Source organism: Acinetobacter sp. GD03645 (assembly GCF_029845285.1).
GTDB lineage: Bacteria > Pseudomonadota > Gammaproteobacteria > Pseudomonadales > Moraxellaceae > Acinetobacter > Acinetobacter corruptisaponis.
This window is the reverse complement of record NZ_JAOCLL010000002.1, coordinates 1-22,969: the sequence shown is the minus strand read 5'-3', so window position 1 is coordinate 22,969 and position 22,969 is coordinate 1. Positions and strand designations below refer to the sequence as shown.

The 22,969-nt window shown below is 43.3% G+C and carries 33 protein-coding genes; 27 read left to right on the top strand and 6 right to left on the bottom strand.

Going from position 1 to position 22,969, the window contains the following annotated elements; translation table 11 throughout:
* Positions 1-2 precede the first annotated feature (2 nt).
* The 18 genes from rplX (at position 3) to N5J47_RS01515 (ending at position 10,649) form a co-directional block, all read left to right on the top strand.
* The gene (gene rplX / locus N5J47_RS01600; protein ID WP_004760650.1) at positions 3-320 is read left to right on the top strand and encodes a 50S ribosomal protein L24; all 318 of its coding nucleotides are present in this window, start codon (positions 3-5) and stop codon (positions 318-320) included.
* Between the two features lie 15 nt (positions 321-335).
* Complete coding sequence (gene rplE, locus N5J47_RS01595) at positions 336-872, top strand: 50S ribosomal protein L5 (RefSeq protein WP_004678582.1); 537 nt, start codon at positions 336-338, stop codon at positions 870-872.
* A gap of 9 nt (positions 873-881) precedes the next feature.
* On the top strand, positions 882-1,187 hold the full coding sequence (gene rpsN / locus N5J47_RS01590; RefSeq protein WP_001074624.1) for a 30S ribosomal protein S14: 306 nt from the start codon (positions 882-884) through the stop codon (positions 1,185-1,187).
* An 11-nt stretch (positions 1,188-1,198) separates the two neighbouring features.
* The gene (rpsH, locus tag N5J47_RS01585; protein WP_002049732.1) at positions 1,199-1,594 is read left to right on the top strand and encodes a 30S ribosomal protein S8; all 396 of its coding nucleotides are present in this window, start codon (positions 1,199-1,201) and stop codon (positions 1,592-1,594) included.
* Between the two features lie 13 nt (positions 1,595-1,607).
* Positions 1,608-2,141, top strand: coding sequence for a 50S ribosomal protein L6 (gene rplF / locus N5J47_RS01580; protein WP_267980670.1), 534 nt, complete (start codon positions 1,608-1,610; stop codon positions 2,139-2,141).
* Between the two features lie 14 nt (positions 2,142-2,155).
* A complete protein-coding gene (gene rplR / locus N5J47_RS01575; protein WP_004678578.1) occupies positions 2,156-2,506 on the top strand; it encodes a 50S ribosomal protein L18 in 351 nt (116 codons plus the stop codon).
* A 2-nt stretch (positions 2,507-2,508) separates the two neighbouring features.
* Complete coding sequence (gene rpsE / locus N5J47_RS01570) at positions 2,509-3,006, top strand: 30S ribosomal protein S5 (protein ID WP_001141025.1); 498 nt, start codon at positions 2,509-2,511, stop codon at positions 3,004-3,006.
* A gap of 6 nt (positions 3,007-3,012) precedes the next feature.
* Positions 3,013-3,189 (top strand): 50S ribosomal protein L30, encoded by a 177-nt coding sequence (gene rpmD, locus N5J47_RS01565; protein ID WP_000849088.1) that lies wholly within the window; start codon positions 3,013-3,015, stop codon positions 3,187-3,189.
* Positions 3,190-3,192: 3 nt separating this feature from the next.
* Entirely contained in the window at positions 3,193-3,633 is a 441-nt protein-coding gene (rplO, locus tag N5J47_RS01560) for a 50S ribosomal protein L15 (RefSeq protein ID WP_267980668.1), read from the top strand.
* A 45-nt stretch (positions 3,634-3,678) separates the two neighbouring features.
* Positions 3,679-4,998, top strand: a complete 1,320-nt coding sequence (gene secY / locus N5J47_RS01555; RefSeq protein WP_267980872.1) for a preprotein translocase subunit SecY — start codon at positions 3,679-3,681, stop codon at positions 4,996-4,998.
* Between the two features lie 20 nt (positions 4,999-5,018).
* Positions 5,019-5,135, top strand: coding sequence for a 50S ribosomal protein L36 (rpmJ, locus tag N5J47_RS01550; protein ID WP_000867907.1), 117 nt, complete (start codon positions 5,019-5,021; stop codon positions 5,133-5,135).
* Between the two features lie 107 nt (positions 5,136-5,242).
* The gene (gene rpsM, locus N5J47_RS01545) at positions 5,243-5,599 is read left to right on the top strand and encodes a 30S ribosomal protein S13 (protein WP_000090815.1); all 357 of its coding nucleotides are present in this window, start codon (positions 5,243-5,245) and stop codon (positions 5,597-5,599) included.
* Positions 5,600-5,618: 19 nt separating this feature from the next.
* Positions 5,619-6,005 (top strand): 30S ribosomal protein S11, encoded by a 387-nt coding sequence (gene rpsK, locus N5J47_RS01540; RefSeq protein ID WP_001040166.1) that lies wholly within the window; start codon positions 5,619-5,621, stop codon positions 6,003-6,005.
* A 12-nt stretch (positions 6,006-6,017) separates the two neighbouring features.
* Positions 6,018-6,644 carry a 30S ribosomal protein S4 gene (gene rpsD, locus N5J47_RS01535; RefSeq protein ID WP_004678568.1) on the top strand — a complete coding sequence of 209 codons (627 nt, stop codon included), beginning with the start codon at positions 6,018-6,020 and terminating at the stop codon, positions 6,642-6,644.
* Positions 6,645-6,662: 18 nt separating this feature from the next.
* Complete coding sequence (gene rpoA, locus N5J47_RS01530) at positions 6,663-7,670, top strand: DNA-directed RNA polymerase subunit alpha (protein WP_004660372.1); 1,008 nt, start codon at positions 6,663-6,665, stop codon at positions 7,668-7,670.
* 18 nt (positions 7,671-7,688) lie between these two features.
* The gene (gene rplQ / locus N5J47_RS01525) at positions 7,689-8,054 is read left to right on the top strand and encodes a 50S ribosomal protein L17 (RefSeq protein ID WP_004641032.1); all 366 of its coding nucleotides are present in this window, start codon (positions 7,689-7,691) and stop codon (positions 8,052-8,054) included.
* Positions 8,055-8,520: 466 nt separating this feature from the next.
* Positions 8,521-10,011, top strand: coding sequence for an NAD(P)/FAD-dependent oxidoreductase (locus N5J47_RS01520; protein WP_279958603.1), 1,491 nt, complete (start codon positions 8,521-8,523; stop codon positions 10,009-10,011).
* A 137-nt stretch (positions 10,012-10,148) separates the two neighbouring features.
* Positions 10,149-10,649, top strand: a complete 501-nt coding sequence (locus N5J47_RS01515; RefSeq protein WP_279958602.1) for a DUF2059 domain-containing protein — start codon at positions 10,149-10,151, stop codon at positions 10,647-10,649.
* Between the two features lie 51 nt (positions 10,650-10,700).
* On the opposite strand, the gene N5J47_RS01510 is transcribed toward N5J47_RS01515, so the two are convergent.
* Entirely contained in the window at positions 10,701-11,873 is a 1,173-nt protein-coding gene (locus N5J47_RS01510; RefSeq protein WP_279958601.1) for an acyl-CoA dehydrogenase family protein, read from the bottom strand.
* 187 nt (positions 11,874-12,060) lie between these two features.
* Here N5J47_RS01510 and N5J47_RS01505 point away from each other — a divergent pair, with 187 nt between their 5' ends.
* The 8 genes from N5J47_RS01505 (at position 12,061) to N5J47_RS01470 (ending at position 17,971) form a co-directional block, all read left to right on the top strand.
* Complete coding sequence (locus N5J47_RS01505) at positions 12,061-12,318, top strand: succinate dehydrogenase assembly factor 2 (protein ID WP_279958600.1); 258 nt, start codon at positions 12,061-12,063, stop codon at positions 12,316-12,318.
* Positions 12,305-12,700: a hypothetical protein gene (locus N5J47_RS01500; protein WP_279958599.1), complete on the top strand. Its 396-nt coding sequence runs from the start codon at positions 12,305-12,307 to the stop codon at positions 12,698-12,700. Before N5J47_RS01505 ends, N5J47_RS01500 begins: the two co-directional genes overlap by 14 nt.
* Positions 12,701-12,907: 207 nt before the next feature.
* On the top strand, positions 12,908-13,132 hold the full coding sequence (locus N5J47_RS01495) for a hypothetical protein (RefSeq protein ID WP_279958598.1): 225 nt from the start codon (positions 12,908-12,910) through the stop codon (positions 13,130-13,132).
* A 344-nt stretch (positions 13,133-13,476) separates the two neighbouring features.
* Complete coding sequence (locus tag N5J47_RS01490; protein ID WP_267980660.1) at positions 13,477-14,553, top strand: hypothetical protein; 1,077 nt, start codon at positions 13,477-13,479, stop codon at positions 14,551-14,553.
* Positions 14,554-14,628: 75 nt separating this feature from the next.
* Positions 14,629-15,210, top strand: a complete 582-nt coding sequence (rrtA, locus tag N5J47_RS01485; protein ID WP_279958596.1) for a rhombosortase — start codon at positions 14,629-14,631, stop codon at positions 15,208-15,210.
* Positions 15,211-15,390: 180 nt separating this feature from the next.
* Entirely contained in the window at positions 15,391-17,595 is a 2,205-nt protein-coding gene (locus N5J47_RS01480; protein ID WP_267980658.1) for a TRAP transporter large permease subunit, read from the top strand.
* A gap of 67 nt (positions 17,596-17,662) precedes the next feature.
* Positions 17,663-17,812 (top strand): hypothetical protein, encoded by a 150-nt coding sequence (locus N5J47_RS01475; protein WP_279958595.1) that lies wholly within the window; start codon positions 17,663-17,665, stop codon positions 17,810-17,812.
* Between the two features lie 3 nt (positions 17,813-17,815).
* Positions 17,816-17,971, top strand: a complete 156-nt coding sequence (locus N5J47_RS01470) for a hypothetical protein (protein WP_279958594.1) — start codon at positions 17,816-17,818, stop codon at positions 17,969-17,971.
* A 2-nt stretch (positions 17,972-17,973) separates the two neighbouring features.
* Here N5J47_RS01470 and N5J47_RS01465 read toward each other — a convergent pair whose 3' ends face one another.
* Both N5J47_RS01465 and N5J47_RS01460 read right to left on the bottom strand, forming a co-directional pair.
* The gene (locus N5J47_RS01465; RefSeq protein ID WP_279958593.1) at positions 17,974-18,855 is read right to left on the bottom strand and encodes a DMT family transporter; all 882 of its coding nucleotides are present in this window, start codon (positions 18,853-18,855) and stop codon (positions 17,974-17,976) included.
* Between the two features lie 126 nt (positions 18,856-18,981).
* Complete coding sequence (locus N5J47_RS01460) at positions 18,982-19,758, bottom strand: helix-turn-helix transcriptional regulator (protein WP_279958592.1); 777 nt, start codon at positions 19,756-19,758, stop codon at positions 18,982-18,984.
* 117 nt (positions 19,759-19,875) lie between these two features.
* Here N5J47_RS01460 and N5J47_RS01455 point away from each other — a divergent pair, with 117 nt between their 5' ends.
* A complete protein-coding gene (locus N5J47_RS01455) occupies positions 19,876-20,790 on the top strand; it encodes an EamA family transporter (RefSeq protein WP_267980654.1) in 915 nt (304 codons plus the stop codon).
* A gap of 58 nt (positions 20,791-20,848) precedes the next feature.
* On the opposite strand, the gene N5J47_RS01450 is transcribed toward N5J47_RS01455, so the two are convergent.
* From N5J47_RS01450 to N5J47_RS01440, 3 genes are all read right to left on the bottom strand, one after another.
* Positions 20,849-21,292, bottom strand: coding sequence for a hypothetical protein (locus N5J47_RS01450; protein WP_279958591.1), 444 nt, complete (start codon positions 21,290-21,292; stop codon positions 20,849-20,851).
* Positions 21,293-21,302: 10 nt separating this feature from the next.
* A complete protein-coding gene (locus N5J47_RS01445; protein ID WP_279958590.1) occupies positions 21,303-21,509 on the bottom strand; it encodes a YheV family putative metal-binding protein in 207 nt (68 codons plus the stop codon).
* A 38-nt stretch (positions 21,510-21,547) separates the two neighbouring features.
* Positions 21,548-22,969 (bottom strand): M3 family metallopeptidase (locus N5J47_RS01440; RefSeq protein ID WP_279969909.1); only part of this gene is annotated, 1,422 nt, incomplete at its 5' end.

The window sequence follows — 22,969 nt, the reverse complement described above, 5'->3', positions numbered from 1 at the left end:
TCATGGCTAAGATTAAAAAAGGCGATCAAGTAATCGTGATCGCAGGTAAAGAAAAAGGCAAACAGGGTACTGTTTTGTCTGTTTCTGAAGACCGAGTTAAGGTTGAAGGCCTTAACTTAGTGAAGAAGCATCAAAAACCAAACCGTGCTACTGGCGCTGAAGGCGGCATCGTAACACAAGAGGCGACGCTTCATATTTCAAACGTGGCAATTTTTAATGCTACAACCCAAAAGGCTGACCGTGTTGGTTACCAAACGATTGATGGCGTGAAAACTCGCGTTTATAAATCAAATGGTGAATCAGTGGCGGCAGCGAAGTAATAGGTTGAAAAGGCAATGGCCAGACTTAAAGCACGTTACAATGACGAACTTAAAGCGAAGTTAAAAGAAGAACTTGGCATTAAGAATGTGATGGAGATTCCTCGCATCACCAAAATCACCCTGAACATGGGTGTAGGCGCAGCTGCAACTGATAAGAAATTATTGGAAGGCGCTGTAGCTGACATGCAACTCATTGCTGGTCAAAAGCCAGTTGTGACCCTTGCGCGTAAATCAATCGCTGGTTTCAAAATCCGTGATGGTTGGCCAATTGGTTGTAAAGTTACTTTACGTGGCGACCAGATGTACGAATTCCTGGATCGTTTGATCTCGATCGCAATCCCTCGTATCCGTGACTTCCGTGGTTTTTCTTCAAAATCATTTGATGGTCGTGGCAACTACTCAATGGGCTTAAAAGAGCAGATCGTTTTCCCAGAAATCGATTTTGACAAAATTGATCGTATCCGTGGTTTAGACATCACTATTACGACCACTGCTCGTAGCGATGACGAAGGCCGTGCGCTTATGCGTGCATTCGGCTTCCCGTTCAAATAAGAGGTCGATATGGCTAAGAAAGGTATGATTAATCGCGAATTGAAACGCGAAAAGACAGTTGCTAAATACGCTGCAAAACGTGCTGAATTAAAAGCAACGATTGCAAATGTAAACGCAAGTGACGAGGAACGTTTCGAAGCGATGTTAAAGTTACAAGCATTGCCACGTAATGCATCTCCAGTACGTCTTCGTAACCGCTGTGGTTTAACTGGTCGTCCTCATGGTTACTTCCGTAAGTTCGGTCTAAGCCGTAACAAATTACGTGACACAGTAATGCAGGGTGATGTACCAGGCGTAGTTAAGGCAAGCTGGTAAGGAGCGACTAAATGAGTATGCAAGATACCGTTGCCGACATGCTAACCCGTGTTCGTAACGCACAAATGGCAAAGAAACAAACTGTTTCTATGCCTTCTTCTAAGTTGAAGGTTGCTATTGCAAACGTACTTCAACAAGAAGGTTATATTTCAAATGTAGAAGTGGCTCAAGAAGAGACAAAATCTACTTTGACTATTACGTTAAAATATTTCGAAGGCAAACCAGTTATCGAAATGGTTAAGCGCGTAAGCCGTCCAGGTCTTCGCCAATACCGTGGTAAAGATAAACTTCCAAGCGTTAAGCAAGGTTTAGGTATTGCAATTGTTTCTACAAGCAAAGGCATCATGACTGATCGCGCTGCACGTGCTGCGGGCGTTGGTGGTGAAGTTATTGCTTTTGTTTCTTAATAGGTGATTCCTCATGTCTCGTGTGGCTAAAGCCCCAGTAACTGTACCTAATGGTGTAACAGTTACTCAGAACGGCCGGCAGGTCGAAGTGAAAGGCAGCAAAGGTACATTGTCTTTCAACCTGCATGCGCTGGTCGAGCTTAAACAGGAAGAAGGTAAACTTCAACTTGCTCCAGTGAAAGAGTCGAAAGATGCCTGGATGCAGGCTGGTACTGCTCGCGCTGTATTGAATAACCTTGTAAAAGGTGTTAGCGAAGGCTTCGAACGTAAGTTACAGCTCGTTGGTGTTGGTTATAAAGCTGCGGTGAAAGGTGACGTTGTTAACCTAGCACTCGGTTACTCACACCCAATTGACTACGCTTTACCTCAAGGGGTAACAGCGGAAACTCCAACTGCGACTGAAATCATCCTGAAATCAGCAAACAAGCAGTTGTTAGGTCAAGTGGCAGCGGAAATCCGTGCGTACCGTTCTCCTGAACCATATAAAGGTAAAGGTGTTCGTTATTCGGATGAAGTTATTCTTCGTAAAGAAGCTAAGAAGAAATAAGGCGCGAGGTTCTTATGAACGAAAAGAAACAATCCCGTTTGCGTCGTGCGAAAAGCACACGCTTGCACATTCGTGCATTGGGTGCGACTCGTTTGTGTGTCAACCGCACGCCGCGTCACATCTATGCACAAGTTATCTCAGCAGATGGTGGCAAAGTTTTAGCGCAAGCTTCAACTTTGGATGCATCATTGCGTAGCGGTGCGACTGGTAACATCGATGCAGCAACAAAAGTTGGTGCTTTAATCGCAGAACGTGCGAAAGCAGCAGGTGTAACGAAAGTTGCATTTGACCGTTCTGGTTTTAAATATCATGGTCGTATCAAAGCCTTGGCTGATGCTGCCCGTGAAGGCGGCTTGGAGTTCTAATCATGGCGAAAGTTGAACAAAACGAAGGTCTCGTTGAAAAGCTGGTTGCCGTTGATCGTGTAGCCAAGGTTGTTAAGGGTGGTCGTATCTTCTCTTTCACAGCATTAACTGTTGTGGGTGATGGTAATGGTCGTGTAGGTTTTGGTCGTGGTAAGGCACGTGAAGTTCCAGCTGCTATTTCTAAGGCGCTTGAAGCTGCTCGTCGCAACATGATCACTGTAGACCTCGCGGGGACTACTTTACAACACCCTGTGAATGCTCGTCATGGTGCAAGCCGTGTATACATGCAACCTGCTTCAGAAGGTACTGGCGTAATCGCTGGTGGTGCTATGCGTGCCGTTCTTGAAGCTGCAGGTGTACATAACGTACTTGCTAAATGTTATGGTTCTACTAATGCTGCCAACGTGGTAAACGCAACTTTCAAAGGTTTGCGTGATATGACTTCTCCTGAGAAAGTCGCTGCGAAACGTGGTAAGTCAGTAGAAGAAATTCAAGGGTAATCAATCATGAAAACGATTAAAGTTACCCAGACTAAATCTTCTTCGCATCGTTTAAAAAATCATAAACTTTGCCTACAGGGTTTAGGTCTGCGTCGTATTGGTCATACTGTAGAAGTGCAGGACACGCCTTCTAACCGCGGTATGATCAACAAAGTCTACTATATGGTTAGTGTAGAGGAATAAGCCATGACTCTGCGTTTAAATGAACTTGCACCTGCAGAAGGTGCTAAGCGTGAACACCGTCGTCTGGGCCGTGGTATCGGTTCTGGCGTTGGTAAGACTGGTGGTCGTGGTATCAAGGGTCAAAACTCACGTAAAAGTGGTGGTACTCGTCCAGGCTTTGAAGGTGGTCAAACAGCACTTTACCGTCGTTTGCCTAAATTCGGTTTCACTAGCCAAATCGCTTTGAAAACTGCTGAAGTACGCTTGTCTGAGTTGAATAAGGTTGAAGGTGATGTTGTTAGCCTTGAAACCTTAAAAGCTGCGAATGTTGTTCGTCGTGACCAAACTCGTGCTCGCATCGTGCTGTCTGGTGAAATCACTCGCGCGTTCACTGTACAAGGTGTTGCGTTGACTAAAGGCGCTAAAGCTGCTGTTGAAGCTGCTGGCGGTAAAGTCGAGGAGTAATCTCGAGTGTCTATGACTCCTAGTTCTACTGGTCATGTAAACATGATGAAAGGCCAACCATTTCATGTGAAATACCGTGAAATTATTCGTCGATTAATGTTTTTGATTGGCGCGTTATTGGTCTTTCGACTAGGAGCGCATATTCCGTTGCCAGGTATTGATAACGTAGCGCTAGCACGGTTTTTTAAAGCTAATGAAGGTACTTTCTTAGGTTTATTTAACATGTTCTCTGGCGGTGCGTTGGAACGCATGTCAATTCTGGCGTTGGGAATCATGCCGTATATCTCTGCATCGATTATCGTGCAGTTGATGTCAACTGTGGTTCCTTCGCTGGAAGCTTTGAAAAAAGAAGGCGAACAGGGCAAGCGTAAGATCAATCAATATACGCGTTACGGCACCCTGCTGCTTGCACTTGTGCAAGGGGTGGGTATGTGTGCTGGCCTGATCAGTCAGGGAATTACCCTGACTTCAGGTCTGGCATTCTATGTTCCAGCAGTCACTTCGTTGGTTGCGGGAACAATGTTTTTGATGTGGCTAGGGGAGCAGATTACCGAACGTGGTGTTGGTAATGGTATCTCCATGATCATTTTTGCGGGTATTGTGGCAGGTTTGCCAAATCTCGTGATTCAGTCGTTTTCGTCTGTTCAGAATGGTCAAGGCAGTTTAATTGGTTTGGCTGTATTCGGTTTATTATCGTTGGCAGTCCTCGCTGCGATTGTGTTTATTGAAAAGGCACAGCGTCGTATTCCAGTAAACTATGCTCAAAAGCAGCAAGGTCGTCGTGTATTTACTGCACAGCAAACGCATTTGCCACTAAAAATTAATATGGCGGGTGTGATTCCAGCAATTTTTGCAAGCTCATTGTTACTATTTCCAGCGAGCTTGGGACAATGGTTGGGAAGTGCTGATCCAAATGCAGGGATTGTAAAACGTAGTCTGCAAGATCTGGCATTGGTGTTATCGCCTGGACAGCCGTTGTATTTAATGCTCTTTGGCGCGTTAATTATTTTCTTCTGTTATTTCTATACTGCGCTGGTGTTCAGCCCGAAAGAAGTTTCAGAAAACTTAAAGCGTAGCGGAGCATATGTGCCTGGTATCCGCCCAGGTGAGCAAACGGCTCGTTATTTAGATCATATTCTTAACCGTTTGACATTTATTGGTGCAATTTACATTACAGTCGTATGCTTGATGCCGATGGTACTGCAAAGTTCATTTGGTATACCATTCCATTTGGGTGGAACATCGTTGCTGATTGTGGTGGTTGTGGTAATGGACTTTATGGCGCAACTTCAGGCGCACCTTACCTCGCATCAATATGATGACCAAACGTTAATGAGAAAAACGACTGCTCATCCTAAGGGATAAGCGCACTTAGAGGTTTCATCATGAAAGTACAAGCTTCTGTAAAGAAAATTTGTGGTAGCTGCAAAGTTATCCGTCGTAATGGGGTTATTCGCGTGATTTGTAGCGCAGAACCTCGTCATAAGCAGCGTCAAGGTTAATTTAATTAAGACCTGTTGATTTCAGTAGGCTAATTAGGTTATTATCCGCCCCTCAAGATTTTTGTGGGGCGGTTGATTATCTTGACTGCCTTTTTGGAGAAAATTGAATGGCTCGTATTGCCGGTGTAAACATTCCGGATAACAAGCATGCTGTTATCTCTCTCACGTATATTTTTGGTATCGGTCGCCACACTGCTAAGAATATCTTAGCTGCTGTAGGTATCACTGAAACCACGAAAATTCGTGAATTAGATGATGCTCAGCTTGATGCGATTCGTGCAGAAGTTGCCAAGGTTCCGACCGAAGGTGATTTACGTCGCGAAATTTCCATGAACATCAAACGTTTAATGGATTTAGGCTGCTACCGCGGTCTTCGTCATCGTCGCAGCTTGCCTGTTCGCGGACAACGCACCAAAACTAACGCACGTACCCGTAAAGGTCCGCGCAAACCGATTAAAAAGTAAGATTTCTGGAAGCTAAAAGATGGCTAAAGATACTCGCACACGCAAGAAGGTCACTCGTACCGTCTCTGAAGGTGTTGCACACATTCACGCGTCTTTTAATAACACCATTGTAACGATTACCGATCGTCAAGGTAATGCATTGGCTTGGGCCACTTCAGGTGGACAAGGCTTCCGTGGTTCACGTAAATCAACTCCGTTCGCTGCTCAAGTAGCTGCTGAAGTTGCTGGTAAAGCAGCTTTGGATTACGGTTTGAAAAATCTGGACGTCCTTGTGAAAGGTCCTGGTCCAGGTCGTGAGTCTGCGGTTCGTGCATTAGGCGCAGTGGGTTATAAGATTAACAGCATTACCGATGTGACTCCAATTCCTCACAACGGTTGCCGTCCACCTAAAAAACGTCGCGTGTAAGGAGAAACATTCATGGCTCGTTATATTGGTCCAAAATGCAAACTCTCTCGTCGCGAAGGGACAGACCTGCAACTTAAATCAGGCGTTAAACCGTTTGATGTAAAAACTAAAAAAGCGAACAAAGCACCTGGTCAACATGGTGCGGCTCGTGGTGGTAAACAATCTGAGTATTCACTACAATTACGTGAAAAACAAAAAGTACGTCGTATGTACGGTGTGTTAGAGCGTCAATTTAGTAACTACTATAAAGAAGCAGCTCGTGTTAAAGGCGCAACAGGTGAAAACTTGTTGAAATTGCTTGAAAGCCGTCTGGACAACGTTGTTTATCGCATGGGTTTTGGTTCTACACGTGCAGAAGCTCGTCAGTTAGTTAGTCACCGTTCTATTACTTTAAATGGCCGTCGTGTAAACATTGCGTCTATTCAAGTAAAAGCGGGTGATGTAATTGCGGTTCATGAAGGCGCTAAACAACAATTGCGTATCAAAAATGCAATTGAATTAGCTGCTCAACGTGGTCTCCCTGCTTGGATGGAAGTTGATCATTCTAAGTTGGAAGGTACGTTCAAAGCTGCACCTGATCGTTCTGATCTACCTGCTGAAATCAACGAAAGCTTGATTGTAGAATTGTATTCTAAATAATCCTTGAGGTAGCAATAAATGACGCGTACTGCAAACGAGTTTCTAACTCCGCAAGCGATCAAGGTCGAAGCGGTGAGCGGGACCTCGGCAAAAGTGATTCTGGAACCTTTGGAGCGTGGCTTTGGTCATACTCTAGGTAATGCTTTACGTCGCATTCTATTGTCTTCTTTGCCTGGCGCTGCTGTGGTTGAAGTAGAAATAGAAGGCGTCGAGCACGAGTACAGTACTTTAGAAGGCTTGCAGCAGGACATCGTCGAGCTCTTGCTGAACCTAAAAGGATTGTCTATTAAGCTGTTCGATCAAAACGAAGCATATTTAACATTGGAAAAGCAGGGTGCAGGTGACGTAACAGCAGCTGACCTCCGTTTGCCTCATAATGTTGAAGTGGTTAACCCTGATCATTTAATCGGTACTTTGAGTTCTTCTGGTTCATTGAAAATGCGCCTTAAAGTTGCTCAAGGTCGTGGTTATGAAACATCTGACTCACGTTTCCCTGAAGGTGAAACACGTCCAGTAGGCCGTTTACAGTTAGATGCGTCTTATAGCCCGATTAAGCGTGTGTCTTATACCGTAGAAAATGCGCGTGTAGAACAACGTACCGATCTTGATAAACTCGTAATCGATCTTGAAACCAACGGAACAGTTGATCCTGAGGAAGCGATCCGCAAAGCGGCAACAATCTTGCAACAACAAATTGCAATCTTTGTTGATCTTCAGAAAGACCAAACTCCTGTGGCTCAGGAACCGCGCGAAGAAGTTGACCCAATCTTGCTTCGTCCAGTAGATGATCTCGAGCTAACTGTTCGTTCTGCTAACTGTTTGAAGGCAGAAAATATTTACTACATTGGTGATCTTGTTCAACGTACTGAGGTTGAGTTGTTGAAAACTCCAAACCTAGGTAAAAAATCGTTAACAGAGATCAAAGATGTTTTGGCATCGAAAGGTTTACAACTCGGCATGCGTTTGGAGAACTGGCCACCAGCTAGCCTCCGTATGGATGACCGTTTTGCCTATCGTAGCCGTTAATTAAGTAGGACTATCACCATGCGTCATCGTAATAGTGGTGTGAAATTAGGCCGTACAAGCAGCCATCGTAAGGCGTTGTTCCAAAATTTAACAAATGCTTTGGTTGAGCATGAGTTAATTAAAACAACTTTGCCTAAAGCGAAAGAACTTCGCCGCGTTGCTGAGCCTTTAATCACTTTAGCTAAAAACGATACAGTAGCAAACCGTCGTTTAGCGTTTGCTCGTACTCGTTCTGCAGCAACTGTTGGTAAATTATTTACCGTTCTTGGCCCTCGTTACAAAGAGCGTAACGGCGGTTATCTACGTGTTCTTAAAGCGGGCTTCCGTGCAGGTGATGCTGCACCAATGGCTTACGTTGAACTTGTAGACCGTGAAGTAAAATAATACTTTCACGTCCAAGAGCAGCTCAGTTGTTCAAAAAAGGTCGGTTTTTTAACCGACCTTTTTTATTGGTCATTTAAAACAGGAAATAAAGCTTAGCTTTTCTGCTTCATATGATTATTACATCAGATTAAATTGATCATTTTCTTTGATTGGCATCTATATCAATCTAATGTTCAGCTAAAAAATCTCTTATTAAAGCTGGAACTGTAGTCGTCTGTTCTACGTAGTGAATTTTATGATAAGAACCATGTGATGATGCCACAACTTATTGGTAGATGTATTTTTTGATATAGCAAACGTTCCCAAAAACTTAAATCCAAGCAAAAATCTCAAGATTTTTTTCACCCATATTTCTTTAAAATGTCCCGAACTGATATAAAAAAACCGATGAATGACTAAACTTGACATTGTGTATTGTCAAATTTGTGCTTTAATAAAGACATGATTTATACAGGGTATAAAAACAATGGAAAAGCAAGTTGATGTATTAATTATTGGTGCTGGTATCTCTGGGATTGGGTTAGCCGTGCATCTTTCTAAAAACTGTCCACAACGTAATTTTGAAATTCTAGAGCGTCGTGAAAGCTTTGGTGGAACTTGGGATCTGTTCCGTTATCCTGGTATTCGTTCTGATTCTGATATGTCAACTTTTGGTTTTAATTTTAAACCTTGGGCCAAAGAGAAAGTTCTTGCAAGTGGTGCTGAAATTAAAGGCTATTTAAGTGACGTCATCAGCGAAAACAATCTGAAAGATAAGATTCATTTTGGTCATCGTGTCCTTTCAGCTAACTATGATTCAGCTAAGAAAAAATGGTTTGTAGAAATTGAAGACAATAACAACAAGAAGCAGACTTGGTCGGCTAACTTTGTTATGGGGTGTACTGGTTACTATAACTATGACCAAGGCTATGCACCGAAGTTTCCGAAACAGGAAGACTTTAAAGGCCAATTCATTCATCCACAACACTGGCCTGAAAACCTAGATTATACAGGCAAGAAAGTGGTCATTATTGGTAGTGGCGCAACAGCAATTACCTTGGTACCGTCAATGGTGAAAGGTGGAGCAGGGCATGTCACCATGTTGCAGCGTTCACCAACATATATTGCAACAATTCCTTCAATCGACTTTATTTATGAAAAAACACGTAAATTTATGTCTGAGGAAACAGCCTATAAGTTTACCCGTGCACGTAATATTGGTATGCAACGTGGTATCTATGCGCTGGCGCAAAAATATCCAAAAACAGTACGTCGTTTATTGTTGAAAGGTATTGAGTTGCAGTTGAAAGGTAAAGTGGATATGAAGCACTTTACGCCAAGCTACAACCCTTGGGACCAGCGTTTATGTGTTGTACCAGATGGTGATTTGTTCAAGGCATTACGTGAAAGTAAGGCAAGTGTTGAAACAGATCAAATTGAGAAGTTCACTGCGAATGGTATCCAGTTAAAATCAGGTAAACATTTGGAAGCAGATATCGTTATTTCTGCAACTGGTTTGGAGATTCAGATTTTAGGTGGTGTGAAAGGTTCGATTGATGGCAAGCCAATGAATACTTCACAACATATGCTGTATCAGGGTGTGATGGTGAGTGATGTGCCGAATATGGCAATGATCATTGGTTATATCAATGCTTCATGGACACTCAAGGTCGATATTGCTGCGGATTATATCTGCCGTTTAATCAACCATATGGACAAGAATGGTTATGATGAAGTGATTGCTCATGCAGATCCGTTACAACTTGAGCAAGACACCATTATGGGTAAAATGTCTTCGGGTTATATTGCCCGTGCAGCGGATGTGATGCCAAAACAAGGTAAACAGGCACCGTGGAAGATCACCAACAACTATCTTGCTGACCGCAAGGAATTGAAAGACGCTAAATTTAATGATGATGTTTTACAGTTCCACAAACGTGGTGAACAGGAAGATCGTAAGCCAAAGCTAGTGTCATAATCTGACATAGGTGAAATTGAGAACCTCATGTAAATACATGGGGTTTTTTTATTGATATGGCTTTGGATATTCTTTCAATCAGAAGAATATCGCGTATATTTGATGACATTAAAAAATTGAAAATCAGGGAAAGAGTGATGAAGCAATGGGTGGTTTTAGGGGCATTATTGTTCAGTACCGCTGTTTTGGCAGATGATGTAAAACAAAAGGAATTGATTGCACAGAAGCTTGTTGAGGTAGATGGAACGGAGCAGGGGCTGGAAGCGACAGACAAGTTGATCCTGGATCAAATTAAAATGCGCTTACCCAAAGATATCCCAGCAGAGTTTTATACAGATTTAACCAAGAATCTCAATTCTGAACAAAGAAAACAGTTCATTGTGCAACGTTATGTAGAAACATTTAGCCAGAAAGAGCTACAGGCTGCACTCTCATTCTATCAGTCTGCGGAAGGCAAAGCCTGGGCCAAGAAAGCCAGTGAAATTGGCAGTGAAGTGGCACATTACACCACTCAAAATGCGCGTACCGCACTCAACACCACCATGCAGCAGCATGTGGAAAACCCAACAGTTAAACAGTTGATGGCCCGCATGAATCCAGCACCTGTTCAGCAACCTGAAAAAACTGAACAGAAATAAATAAAAAAGGGAATAGTGAATCAACACTATTCCCCTTTTGAATTTTTAAGCTTATAGGGTACGGGAAATCAACTCTTTCATGATTTCGTTGGTACCTGCATAAATACGGTTGGCACGGTTGTCGATATAGGCACGGGCAATTGGGTATTCCAGCATATAGCCATAACCACCATGTAATTGTAGGCAGTCATCCACAACTTTTGAGAACATATCCGAGAGTTTATATTTTGCTGCTGCCGCTGCATCCACGCCCAAGCTTTCTTCCAGCTGGAGTTCCATGCAACGATCCAGATAAGTACGGCAGAAATCAATTTCTGTACGCAATTCTGCCAGCTTAAAACGAGTGTTCTGGAAAGTGCCGATTGGCTTACCGAATGCCTTACGGTCTTTGGTGTATTGTACTGTATGTGCAAACGCTGCTTCAGCACCTGCCTGACAGATAATCGCCACCAGCATACGTTCCCAAGCCAGCTCTTTCATCAGCATGATAAAGCCCATGCCTTCCATGCCCAGTAAGTTTTCTTTGGGTACACGGACATTGTCAAAGAACAGTTCACAGGTGTCCTGACCTTTCATACCGATTTTATTTAAAGGCTTGCCTTTACTAAAGCCTGCGCGATCAGCTTCAACGATAATGAGGGATAAGTTAGCAGAACCTTTTTCATTGTTGCCTGTTTTGCAGACCACAATCGCCATATCGCAGAGATAGCCATTGGTGATGAAGATTTTAGAACCATTAATCACATATTCATCACCATCCAGTACCGCAGTGGTGCGTACGGCCTGTAAATCTGAACCTGTACCTGGTTCAGTCATTGCAATGGCAGTAACAGTTTCACCTGTCGCCATTTTAGGCAGCCATTTTTGTTTTTGCTCTTCATTACCAAAGTTGTTGATATAGTTGGCAACGATGTCTGAGTGTAGGGAAAAGCCTGTACTTGAGTCCATGGCATAGGCCTGCTCTTCAATCAGGATCATGCTGTATAGACGATCCACACCTGAACCACCATATTCTTCAGGCATGGTGGTGCAGAGCAGGCCCAGCTCGCCCGCCTTGTTCCATAAGTCACGGTCAACATGCTGTTGTTTCTCATATTTCTCAATATTGGGAACAACTTCTTTTTCATAAAATTTACGGACTGTTTCGCGGAATGCTTCATGCTCAGAAGTAAATAGCTTACGCGGTAACATATTTGGAATTGGACGAATTGCACCTGATTGCATTTGTTATTTTTTCCCTAGAGTGTTGGATTTAAACATTCATTGCCACGATACAAGAAATTGAAAATAGTGGACAATGTGATCAATGCTCAATTTGACTGATGTATTTGGTCACTTGGGAAAAATCCCAGCGAAATTCTTGAGGGGATCGGGTAAACTAGGCCCAAATAGTTGCATAGTGGAATAAATGATGTCCGATGAAATGACACTTGAAGAACGTAAGGTGATTTATCGTTCACGTCGTGGTTTAAAAGAAATTGATGTGTATTTTGATCCCTACGTCAAAAACTATTATCTCAGTGCAGACCCAGCAGAAAAGGCCTTGTTTGCCGAACTGGTTGATCAGGAAGACCCTGACTTGCTGGACTGGTTTATGGAAGTGGGTGAAGCGCCAAGAGCTGAAATCAAGGAATTTATCCTAAAATTAAAACAGTATGTCCACGGCTAATCGTGTTTTTGAGTTGCAAGCCAGTCGCTTTATGATTGTTTTGCAACTGTTAATTTTTATTTTCCTGATGATTTTACTCTATCAGCTATTAGCTTTGGGGATTTGGCTGCTGTGTCTGGGGATCATGGTCATTGCCTGGTTCAGGTTTTTGCAGCAACCTCAAGTCAAGCGTTTTGAACATCTGGAAGATCAAGACTGGTCATTTGAGTTTGCCGTTTCAGATCTGCCGATACAGCGTCGGCAAATTGTGAAAATGATCGACCACCACTGCTATGTTGTCCTCTATTTTTCTGCTTCTCATGACAAAACCTGCATCATTTGGTGGGATCAATTGTCAGTTACACAGTGGAAAAGCCTTAAACTACTGGTAAAATTGCTCTAATTGTTTGACAATTCTACAACTGTATAAAATTAATAAGCATATATATATCAACTGTTTAATCTATTTTTGAATAAAATTTAATGAAATTGTTAGATTAAATACTCTAAAAATTCGTGAAAATTATGATTGTCAGACAATCCAGACCTGAACTCGCGTTCCTTTTCGTTAAAGTACAAACACCAACGTAAAGTATGGTGGAGGTCCAAAATGATGGAAATTCCAACATGGTCGTTTCTGGTGATTGCAGTGGTTTTCGCAATCGTTATAGGAAGAGCAGGAACTTTACTCAGGGAACTTCTTGAATCACGTCAATCCAGGGTTGCTGTGAACAAGAGAAAGAGATTGAAAGTGTCATCAATATACACACTCCCAGTGAATAATGATGATGAACGCCAATCTAGTGTCCACCAAAAGTGGATACGCAAAGTGTAGGAGGTCTCTATGGAGATTTCAATGTGGATGTTTCTGGTAATTGCAATCGTTATGGCGATTGTGGTAGGAAGAGCTGGAACATTACTCAAGGATTATTTTCAACAAAACTAGAATATAAAGAGTTTCACGTTTTTACCAGTTAATAAGTAGCATGTGCTGAACCGTCGCAATGCTACTTTTTTTTGCCTAAAATTTTTGTATTACCAATCATCTGTCAATTCGCTTATCTGTGAAATGTGTCAAAATGTCCGCGTTAAAATTAGAGCAATTACTCTTTAATTCAGGTATTGCATCTGATAAGGTACATCTAAAAGGAAAAACAAATTAATTAGAGGACAGGAAGAATGTCTAAACTCCATAAAATTGGACAGGGTGTGGCGGTTGCGTTACTTACAACTTCAATGTTATCAGGCTGTTCTTATGTAATTAAAACGGGCGCCAATGTTGCATTAAGTTTTAGTGAAAATCATATTGTACCACCGATTTTGGCAATGGATGATGCTGAAATGGTGTGTAATTCTGGAAATGCGCTAACACCAGCAATCATGTCCACCAAGGACATGGGGGCTGATCCAACCCGTATGGCGGTATTACTGTATTCAGCGGCGGGAATGTGTGCGGAGAATGAGGCACTGGAAGCAGAATTGCGTTATTTGCGTGCATCCAAGGCGGGGCAGGTTACTGAGGCCCAGGATGCGCGTATTGAGCAGAAACGTTGGGCGGGTATTGCGGCTGAGCGTCAATATGCGGGTTACCAACTGTTTGCAAACCGTTGGGAAGCAAAATACAAGTATAAGCTAGGTGACTCTTGCCCAACCATGCGCAATGACCTTGACCAGACCGTTTACCTATTGGGTATGGTGAGTGGTTTGCAGGCCATGACCAATGACATTAACTCTGGTGGTGCAATCAACGTACCTAAAGATATTGCGGGTATTGTTGAGCGTGGTATGGCGTGTCTGGACAATGAAAAATTCTGGGGTGCACCGATGGCAACCCGTGCCGTGATCTGGACATTGTTGCCAGGCGCGGGTGACGGCAAGCCTGAACCTTATGCAACCATGAAGGAATCCATGCAGATTGGTGAGAAGAAAGGTGTACGTCTGGCTCATGCCCTGTATGCGGTTGCGGCACAGGCAAGTGGTGATGATGCTAAACTCCGTGATGCGTTCCGTTCTTATGCGGCGGCATCCACTGAAGATAAACCTGCAAATCCCCAGTTCCGCCTGATTGATAAAATGGCTGGTTTGATGGTACGTGGTATTGCAGACCGTTACTGGACTGAAAATACAGGTGTGAGGGCAGGTGACGAGGGTCTAACCACGTTCTGGGATGACAAACAGGAAGACTCATCTTTAGATGACTTATTTGATGGCGGTAGCGGAGCGGAAGCTCCAGCAGAAAACCAGCCTGCTGAGTAACCTGAATTAAACGACCTTTTACATGAGAACCATCTAAACTTGTAAAAGGTCTGTTTTTTCATGAGGTAGATATAAATGAAAGATCAAATATGGATAGGGAAAGTCATTTTGATCGCTGTATGTATTTCAGTGTCAGCGTGCCTGCAAGTCTTTGCTGATCATTTCATTTACTGGAAACCAAGTTTACTGGCAGAGTTCTGGCGTCTATGGACGGCACACTGGGTGCATGTTGGATGGATGCACTTCTTTCTGAATATGTTGGCATTTTCTTTCCTTCCCTTTATCTTTCCCCATGCCCGCAACTGGCATTTAGGTGCATTGCTGTTGGTGTTGCCACCATTTATTAGTCTAATCTTTTATTTTTACCTGCCTTATATAGAGGCCTATGCTGGTCTTTCTGGCGTGTTGCATGGTTTATACACCGCAGTCAGTCTGGTGTATTTGCAGTATCCACATGAACGTAAGTTTGCAATATTGGTTCTGGTGCTGATTGCGGCCAAAATTATTTGGGAAAACACTTTTGGCCAGACAGGAACAGCACAACTGATTGGTAGTCCCGTATTGACCGAAGCACATTTAATTGGTGCCATTGGTGGTGTGTTATGTGGTTTAGGTTATTTATTGGTAAAAAGGAAATATAGAGAACACACAAATTGATAAAAACAACCAACAAAAAAGTGATTGTAGTCATTCTTTTTTGAAAAAGTTTGCTGCAAATTTAGGCGGTTTAAAAAGGGATTGGTTACGACGAGGGTAAATTCATTTATCTATCAACCATGGACATCGCATGATTCAACATCTTTGGATGGGTGTTGATAACAATAAACTGGAATAGACATGCAAAATGATCAAGAGAAAAAGTCTGGGTTAGCCCGAATAGGCTATATCTGGAATGATTGGATATCAACATTCATCATTCTTGCTTTGTTGCTAATGACTTTGCTTATTGGTACTGGCGAGATGATTCACGGTCAAATGCTCCGCATGGGGGAGCGTCTTTACGGTGATCAAACAACAGGGATGCAGTACTCGTTTTTACGGGCTGAACCCGAAAAACCATCTTGTGATCGACATCCTGATATTGAGACACAAGTTCAAGAACAGATGAAAGCCAATGCGGCGGACGAGTTTGCCAGCATGTTCGGTGCTGCATCTGAGTCTGACGTACGTGCGTCCTTATTGGCCGCACAACAACAGTGTGAAGAGAAATACCAGTTCTATGATAAGGCAATGAAGCACTTGGAAGCTCATCCAAGTATTCGTACTTACCGTACAATGGAAACCACATTCTTTGGTGTCTTCAAGCTGGGTTCTGAAAACCAGACCGTTCTTTTATTGGTCATGGTGCTGTTTGCTTCTATTACCGCTTCGTTACGTTATCATCATATTGGTTTGCGCGCGCCAAAAACCAAAATGGACTATCGTGTTTATTCAGCATTGATGGTGGCGGGTAACGCATTACTGAGCTACTCAGTTATTAGTCAGTATCACTCTGTACTGAACTCGGGTGTAGAGGTTGCTGGAAAAACATCGGTTTTATACTGGTTGTGGATTGCACTCTTTGTTTCCTTGACTGTGATCAGTATTTTCCAGTTCTTCGTGATTCCTAAAACGGCACAACCAAAAGGTAATTTTGGTCTGGCACTGTTAAGTGTCCCGCTTTACGCATTCATGTCGCTGGTGACAGGTATCGTATTCACATTCTTCATGGACTATCCAATGGGGCAAGGGATCTACCTTGGAATCCTCGTTGAGTTCTCAGGGATCTTCCTGAATCTTGCATTGTTTATTTGGGCAGGTATGTTGCTCACTCAAACACGTGTCATGGATTTGTTCCTGAATATCCTGCGTCCGTGGAATCTTGCACCTGAAACCTTAACTTGGTTGATCCTGATTGCAGCAGCAATTCCAACAGCATACACAGGTGCTTCTGGTATCTTCGTTATTGCAGCGGGTGCGATCATTTATAAGGAAGTGTGGAACTCTGGTGCACGTCGTCAATATGCATTGGCTGTATCTGCAATGTCAGGTTCTTTGGGTGTGGTGATTCGTCCATGCTTACTGGTTATCCTGATTTCAATGCTCGATAGTCGTCATGTCACCTCTACAGAGTTGTTTGACCACGGTATCTATGTATTCTGGCTCACAGCATTTATTTTCCTTGGCGTATCCTTGATCCTTGCTGAAGAAAAGTTCCGTGTGAACTCACCTAAGGTTGCGGTTCCTGGCATGTTGCGTGCCTGCGTACCAGTGATTCCATACGTGATCATCGGCTTCGCTGTGGTGATGTTCTACAAGTTGGCTTTGGACACTTCAATCAACGAATTCACCGCGCCAATGATTTTGCCGTTGGTGTTGATTGCAATGATTTTGTTTGACAAGCTGTTTGCATCAAAAGTTGCGCCTGCACCAGTGGTTGATCCAGCCCATGAGGCGTTGGTACGTGAGCATGAGAAAAAATCAGAATTCCTAAAAAGCCATGATCCGCATGGTGCAAAAGGTTTTGGTTTTGGTGGTGCACTACGCTTTGCAACTTCGGAAACCGTTGGTCATATTGGTGCGTTAATCCTGCTTATGGCATTGTCTGCAAGCGTGGGTGGCTTAATCGAACGTGCTGAAGTCGTTGAATTGTTACCAACACACTTGGGTAATATCTATATTTCACTTGCCTTTATTGCATTGTTGCTTGCAATCATTGGTATGACAACCGATCCATTTGGTGCGGTGATTCTGGTTGCGGCGACAGTTGCGCCTGTGGCCTACGAGAATGGTATCCATCCGATCCACTTCTGGATGATCGTACTGGTTGCGTTCGAGTTTGGTTATGTAACACCACCTGTAGCCCTCAACCACTTACTGACGCGACTCTCCGTCGGGGATGAAGAGGTCTCGGCCGCTGATAAGGAAGCGAAAGAGAAATACACAAGCTTCTACTTCCGTTATGAGCGCTGGTTACTGCCAATTATCGTGTTGTTCTCATCATTGGTGTTGGTGACCTATGCACCATATATCTTCCAGATGTTTGGCTGGTATAAGCACTAAGTTGAAACCTAAAGAAAAGCAGCTTCGGCTGCTTTTTTTATTGTTATTTTATCGAATAGGTCAAGCCATGAGAGAATTGAGTGAGAAAGAGTATCAGGCCACCTTTTTTCCTCCCATGCTGGATGTTACAGAGACTGCTGAGGAAATTGTGGATTTATGGGATTATGCTGATCCTGTGATTGAACAGCTTTATCATTCCTGTACTGCATGGGAATGATATGTGAAACATATTTATGAAACTGGGGATGGGCAATTCCAGCATCTTAATATTCCAGTGCCTTTAGACAATACCTATCTTGTCGTGATTGTCGATAAGCCCAAACAGAAAATTCTGGGACACTATGTACTGGATTTACATCCTTACCCAAGACACTGAGTTTATCGTACTGAAGCTTTTGCTCTTTGTATTAAAGGGCTGGATAGGGTAATTGCAATCAGGATAAAGCCAAAACCAATTACACTATATAGATCTGGTATTTCATTCCAAAGTAAAAATCCCCAAATACCTGCAAAGATAATCGCCATATAATTGACGGGCGCGATTTGACCAGCAGGGGCAAGACGGTAGGCATGAGACATAAAAATCTGGCTGACATTTGCCAGTACACCCGCCGCAATTAAAAAGAATAATTCTTGTAGATGATAAGGCCGCCATACCCAAAACATCGGAATAATAGAAAGTAAGCTACCAATAAAACAGAAATAAAATACGATTCGCTCAGGTGGTTCGGTCTGGGTGAGTGCCCGAACGGTAACAAATGCCATGGAGGCCAATAGGCTGGAAGCGATGCCAACCATTGAAATCCAGTTCAGCAAACCTTGATCAGGCTTTGCCACACAAAATACCCCGATAAAGCCCAAGGCTGCGGCACAGAGCATTGCCGTGGTAATCCGTTCCTTTAAAAACAGCCATGCAATCAGTGGAATAAAAATAGGGGAGGAGTAGGTAAACACCATGGCATTGGATAATTTCAGGTGGGCAATCGCATAGAAAAATCCATACATTGCAGCAAGCCCAACCACACTACGCCATGTATGCATCCATAGTTTTTCCGTTTTCACAAAACCAATTCCCTGCTTGAAGATAAAGGGAAGAAACAGGATTAATCCAACCACATTACGGAAAAACACAATGGTGTAGTTATCAACACTATGGGAGGCATATCGGATACAAATACCCATTACTGAAAAAAGCAGTGCGGAAATGGTGAGACAACCAATCGCCAGAAACAGGTTGCGATCAGCTTGATGAGAGTTCATATCGAATGCTGGCTGGGAGAAACTGAATGTATTGTATGCTTCTCTGCAAGAGAAAGAAATGAGCTGTGAATTTCGTTTACCTAGAGAGGTTGGGATTTTCCCATCCACTTAAATGGATTGAACCAACTACTCATTTTCCTGAAACTGGTTGAGATAATCACTTGGGGTCATGCCTAGTTCACGTTTAAACATGGCACTAAAGGCACTTGGGCTGTCATAGCCCAAATCAATCGCGACATTGAGAACAGGTTTTTTCATGGCTAAATCAATCATGGCCTGCATTAGTTTGGCCTGTCGAACCCAATGTGAAAAATGTAGACCTGTTTCCCTTTGGAAATGTCGTGCAAGAGTCTTGCTACTGATATGTAGCTGTTGGGCGGTATCTTCCAGATTCCAGTTCAAATCCAGATGATTTTTTATGTTTAGACAAAGCTGTTGCAGCCTTGGATTTTGAGGATCGGGTAGGTTAAAGGCAAGGGCAGGCAATATTCGGACTTCATCCAAAATTAGCTGGAGCAGTCTTTCATTGCGGGTGTTGGGTTGAATGGTCGTCTGTATCTGCATTGCGCTGCTCATCAACTCACGCAACAAGGCAGGAATCGCCACCACACGACATTGATTGATGAGGTCAGTATCGGCAGACGCTTCAATAAAAACGCCCCGTGCCTTGACATCACCACTGCTGAGTAGGGCATGTTTTTTTTGTGCTGGAATCCAGGCACCACGTCCAGGTGGGATGATCCAAATCCCTTCATGGGTCTGTATGCGGATTACACCCGTCAAGGTATGGATTAACTGGATGCGGTCATGGCTATGCCAGTCTTCCATATGTCCATGTGGATAATTTTCTGAAAAGGCATAGACTGGATAATCCAGAAAGCCATGTTTAAAGTTCTTTCCCATTTTTAGTCTGGACCTGAATAATCTGTCTGTTTTGCGATAGTTTTAGTCTTTTTATCGAGAAACGATGTACTGATTATTTTTTAGCATGATCTACATACCCATGTATAGGTTGAGACCATGTTTCAGAAAGCTTATTTTTATCCCTTATTCGCCATTTTGTTCTGGGCGGGTAATGTGGTGGTTTCCAAAATGGCAAGCCATGCCATTTCTCCTGTTGCGATTACCTTTTATCGTTTGGTGCTTGCACTCGCAGTGATGAGCACTTTTGTGCTGGTTCCTGTCTGGAGAAACAGGCAAACCATCAAACAGTATTGGAAACAGTTGGCATTGGGTGGTTTTCTGTCGGTGTCTTTATTCCAGTTTTTGTCCTATCAGGCTGCATCCACCACTACTGCAACCAATATGGCGATTGTGACTGCATTGATTCCCTTACTCACCATGATGTTGAGTAGCGTGGTTCTGAAAGACAAAATCAGTTATGGCATGTTGTTTGGTGGTGCCTTGTCATTTTATGGGATTCTCTACTTGTTGAGTCATGGCAGCATTTCCCAGATTTGGCAACAGGGTGTACATTTGGGTGATGGCCTAATGCTGATTGCGGCTGCGGGTTACGCTTTGTATGGGGTGTTGCTGAAACGTTGGAAAATGCCGATTCCCGCATGGCAATCCAATTTTGTGCAATCGAGTTTTGCCATTTTATATGTACTGCCTTTTTTTGTATTTTTACCTGCTTCGGGACGGTTGTTGAATCAGCACACCATTCCATTGATTGTATATGCCAGTATTTTCTCGTCTGTATTGTTATCTTATTTATGGATTGAGGGTGTCAGACATTTAGGGCCGAATCGCAACAGTATTTTTATGAACTTACTGCCGTTATTTACCGCATTGATTGCAGTGGCGCTATTGGGAGAGCATTTACAGGTGTTTCACTATATCGGAGGTGGTTTAACGCTGTTGGGAATCCTGATTGCCCAAACCATTCAAAAACCGATTCAATTCAAGCAGGATGCAGGTCAAATTGTGGAATAAAGCATACGGCAATAAAAAGCTTTAACTGAGGTTAAAGCTTTTGTCATTTCATTTGGGCTTATTTCTGTGCCGCAATTTGCGCTTCCAGAAGCTTGACCTGTTCCTCTTTGAGCTTAAGCAGTGCATCGACATCATCATGCTGCTGCTTGAGTTCCTGCTGCTGATCCTTAAGCTGCTGATGAATATCATCCAGCTTGGCAATCTCCTCTTTCGCCAAGCTGTCATTTGCTGGAAGCGGCTCTTTAATAATTGATTCCTTAACCAACTGGATTGGTTCGGCAACTTCGCTGCTGACTGCTGTTGGTTCAGGTGTAACAGTGGTTTGCTGTTTTACCGTCGCAACTGGTTTTGCTGCAACAGGTTGTTTCTGTGTGCTGGTTGACTGCTGATCCTTTTGTGCCAAAAACCATTGCACAGCAAGAAACAGCACCACCACAACACTAATTCCACCAATTATCATCCATAATAATCTGGAATTTTCTGTTTGGTATGTGGACATCATTTTTAACCTTCTAGTCAAAATGACGAGGTTTGAACTGTATCACCCCAATTTCATCTGGCTCAGCGGGCTGCAGTTCTTCCACATGGGTCGGACGTTTTTCACTATAAGCACAGTCGATACATTCAATCCACTCGTCATCCACAGTGATGATCTTAACCACACGATCTAACGCTCCGCATTTGGGACATTTTGCACCCGCGATGAACTGTCTTTTCATGTCAGTTAATACCATCCTGTGAACAATAATGACGTAGTTTAAGCGGTTTTATCCGTGTTCGTCCAACCTTGATGGCGTAATAATGCATCTATTTTGGGGTCTCTTTTGCGGAAATTGCGAAACGCATCAAGCGCCGTATCTTTTCCGCCAACTGCTAGAATAAACTTTCTAAACTCTTTGCCAGTCTCGGTATTAAAAATACCCTCGCTTTCAAAGCGGTCAAAGGCATCACTGGCTAAAACCTCAGCCCATTTATAGGAGTAATAGCCCGCAGCATAGCCACCCGCGAAAATATGGCTAAAACTATGCTGGAAACGGTTATAGGGAACCGTTGGCACCACTGCAAATTTGGCCCGAATATCGTTCAGCGTTTCCTGAATCTGCTGACTGTTTAAGGCTGGTACTTTGCGGTGAATTGTTAAATCAAACAGGGCAAATTCAATCTGACGCAAGGTTTGCATACCAGACTGGAAGAAACGTGCATTGAGCAGGGCAGATAGCAATTCTTGTGGCAATGTTTGCTTGGTCTCGGTATGTTCACTGAGCACATCAAGGCTTTCATTGTCCCATGCCCAGAATTCCATAAACTGACTTGGTAACTCCACTGCATCCCAAGCGACGCCGTGCGTCCCTGCAACTGAGATATTGTCCACTTCGGTCAGCATATGGTGTAAGCCATGACCAAACTCATGGAACAAGGTAATCACTTCATCATGGGTCAGTAGGGCAGGTTGATTACCAATCGGTGGGGTAAAGTTGCACACCATATAGCAAATTGGTTTTTGTAGACCATTGGCTGTTTGTACACGGGAACGGAAACCGCTCATCCATGCACCGCCACGTTTGCCATTGCGGGCATATAAATCGAAGTAGAAGCCACCGACCACTTGGCCTTGATCTTCAATTTCAAAATAACGCACATCATTCTGCCAAACAGGCGCCTGGCGTTCAACGATCTGGATACCGTAAAGGCGCTGCACAATCTGGAATAAACCTTGAACCACTTTTGGGGCAGGGAAATAAGGTTTGAGTGCTTCCTGAGAAAGGTTGAACTGTTGTTGTTTTAGCTTTTCAGAGTAATAGGTGGCATCCCAGGGTTTTAATTCATCAACCCCATCCTGTTGGGCGATGCTTTTTAGTTCTGCAATTTCAGCCAATGCAGGGGTGCGAGCATGTTCTGCCAGATCGACCAGAAATTGATTGACGGTTTCTACATCAGGTGCCATTTTGCTGGCAAGGGAGTATTCGGCAAAATTATTGAAGCCGAGCAGTTGTGCCATTTCCTGACGTAAGCTCAGGATTTCTTCCATCACAGGCGTGTTATCAAACTCGGTTTTATCCGATTGATCTGATGCACGGGTGACATAAGCCTTATACAGTTCTTCTCTTAATTCACGGTCATCGGCATAAGTCATAATCGCAAAATAAGCAGGGAAATCCAGTGTGGCAACGGCTTGATC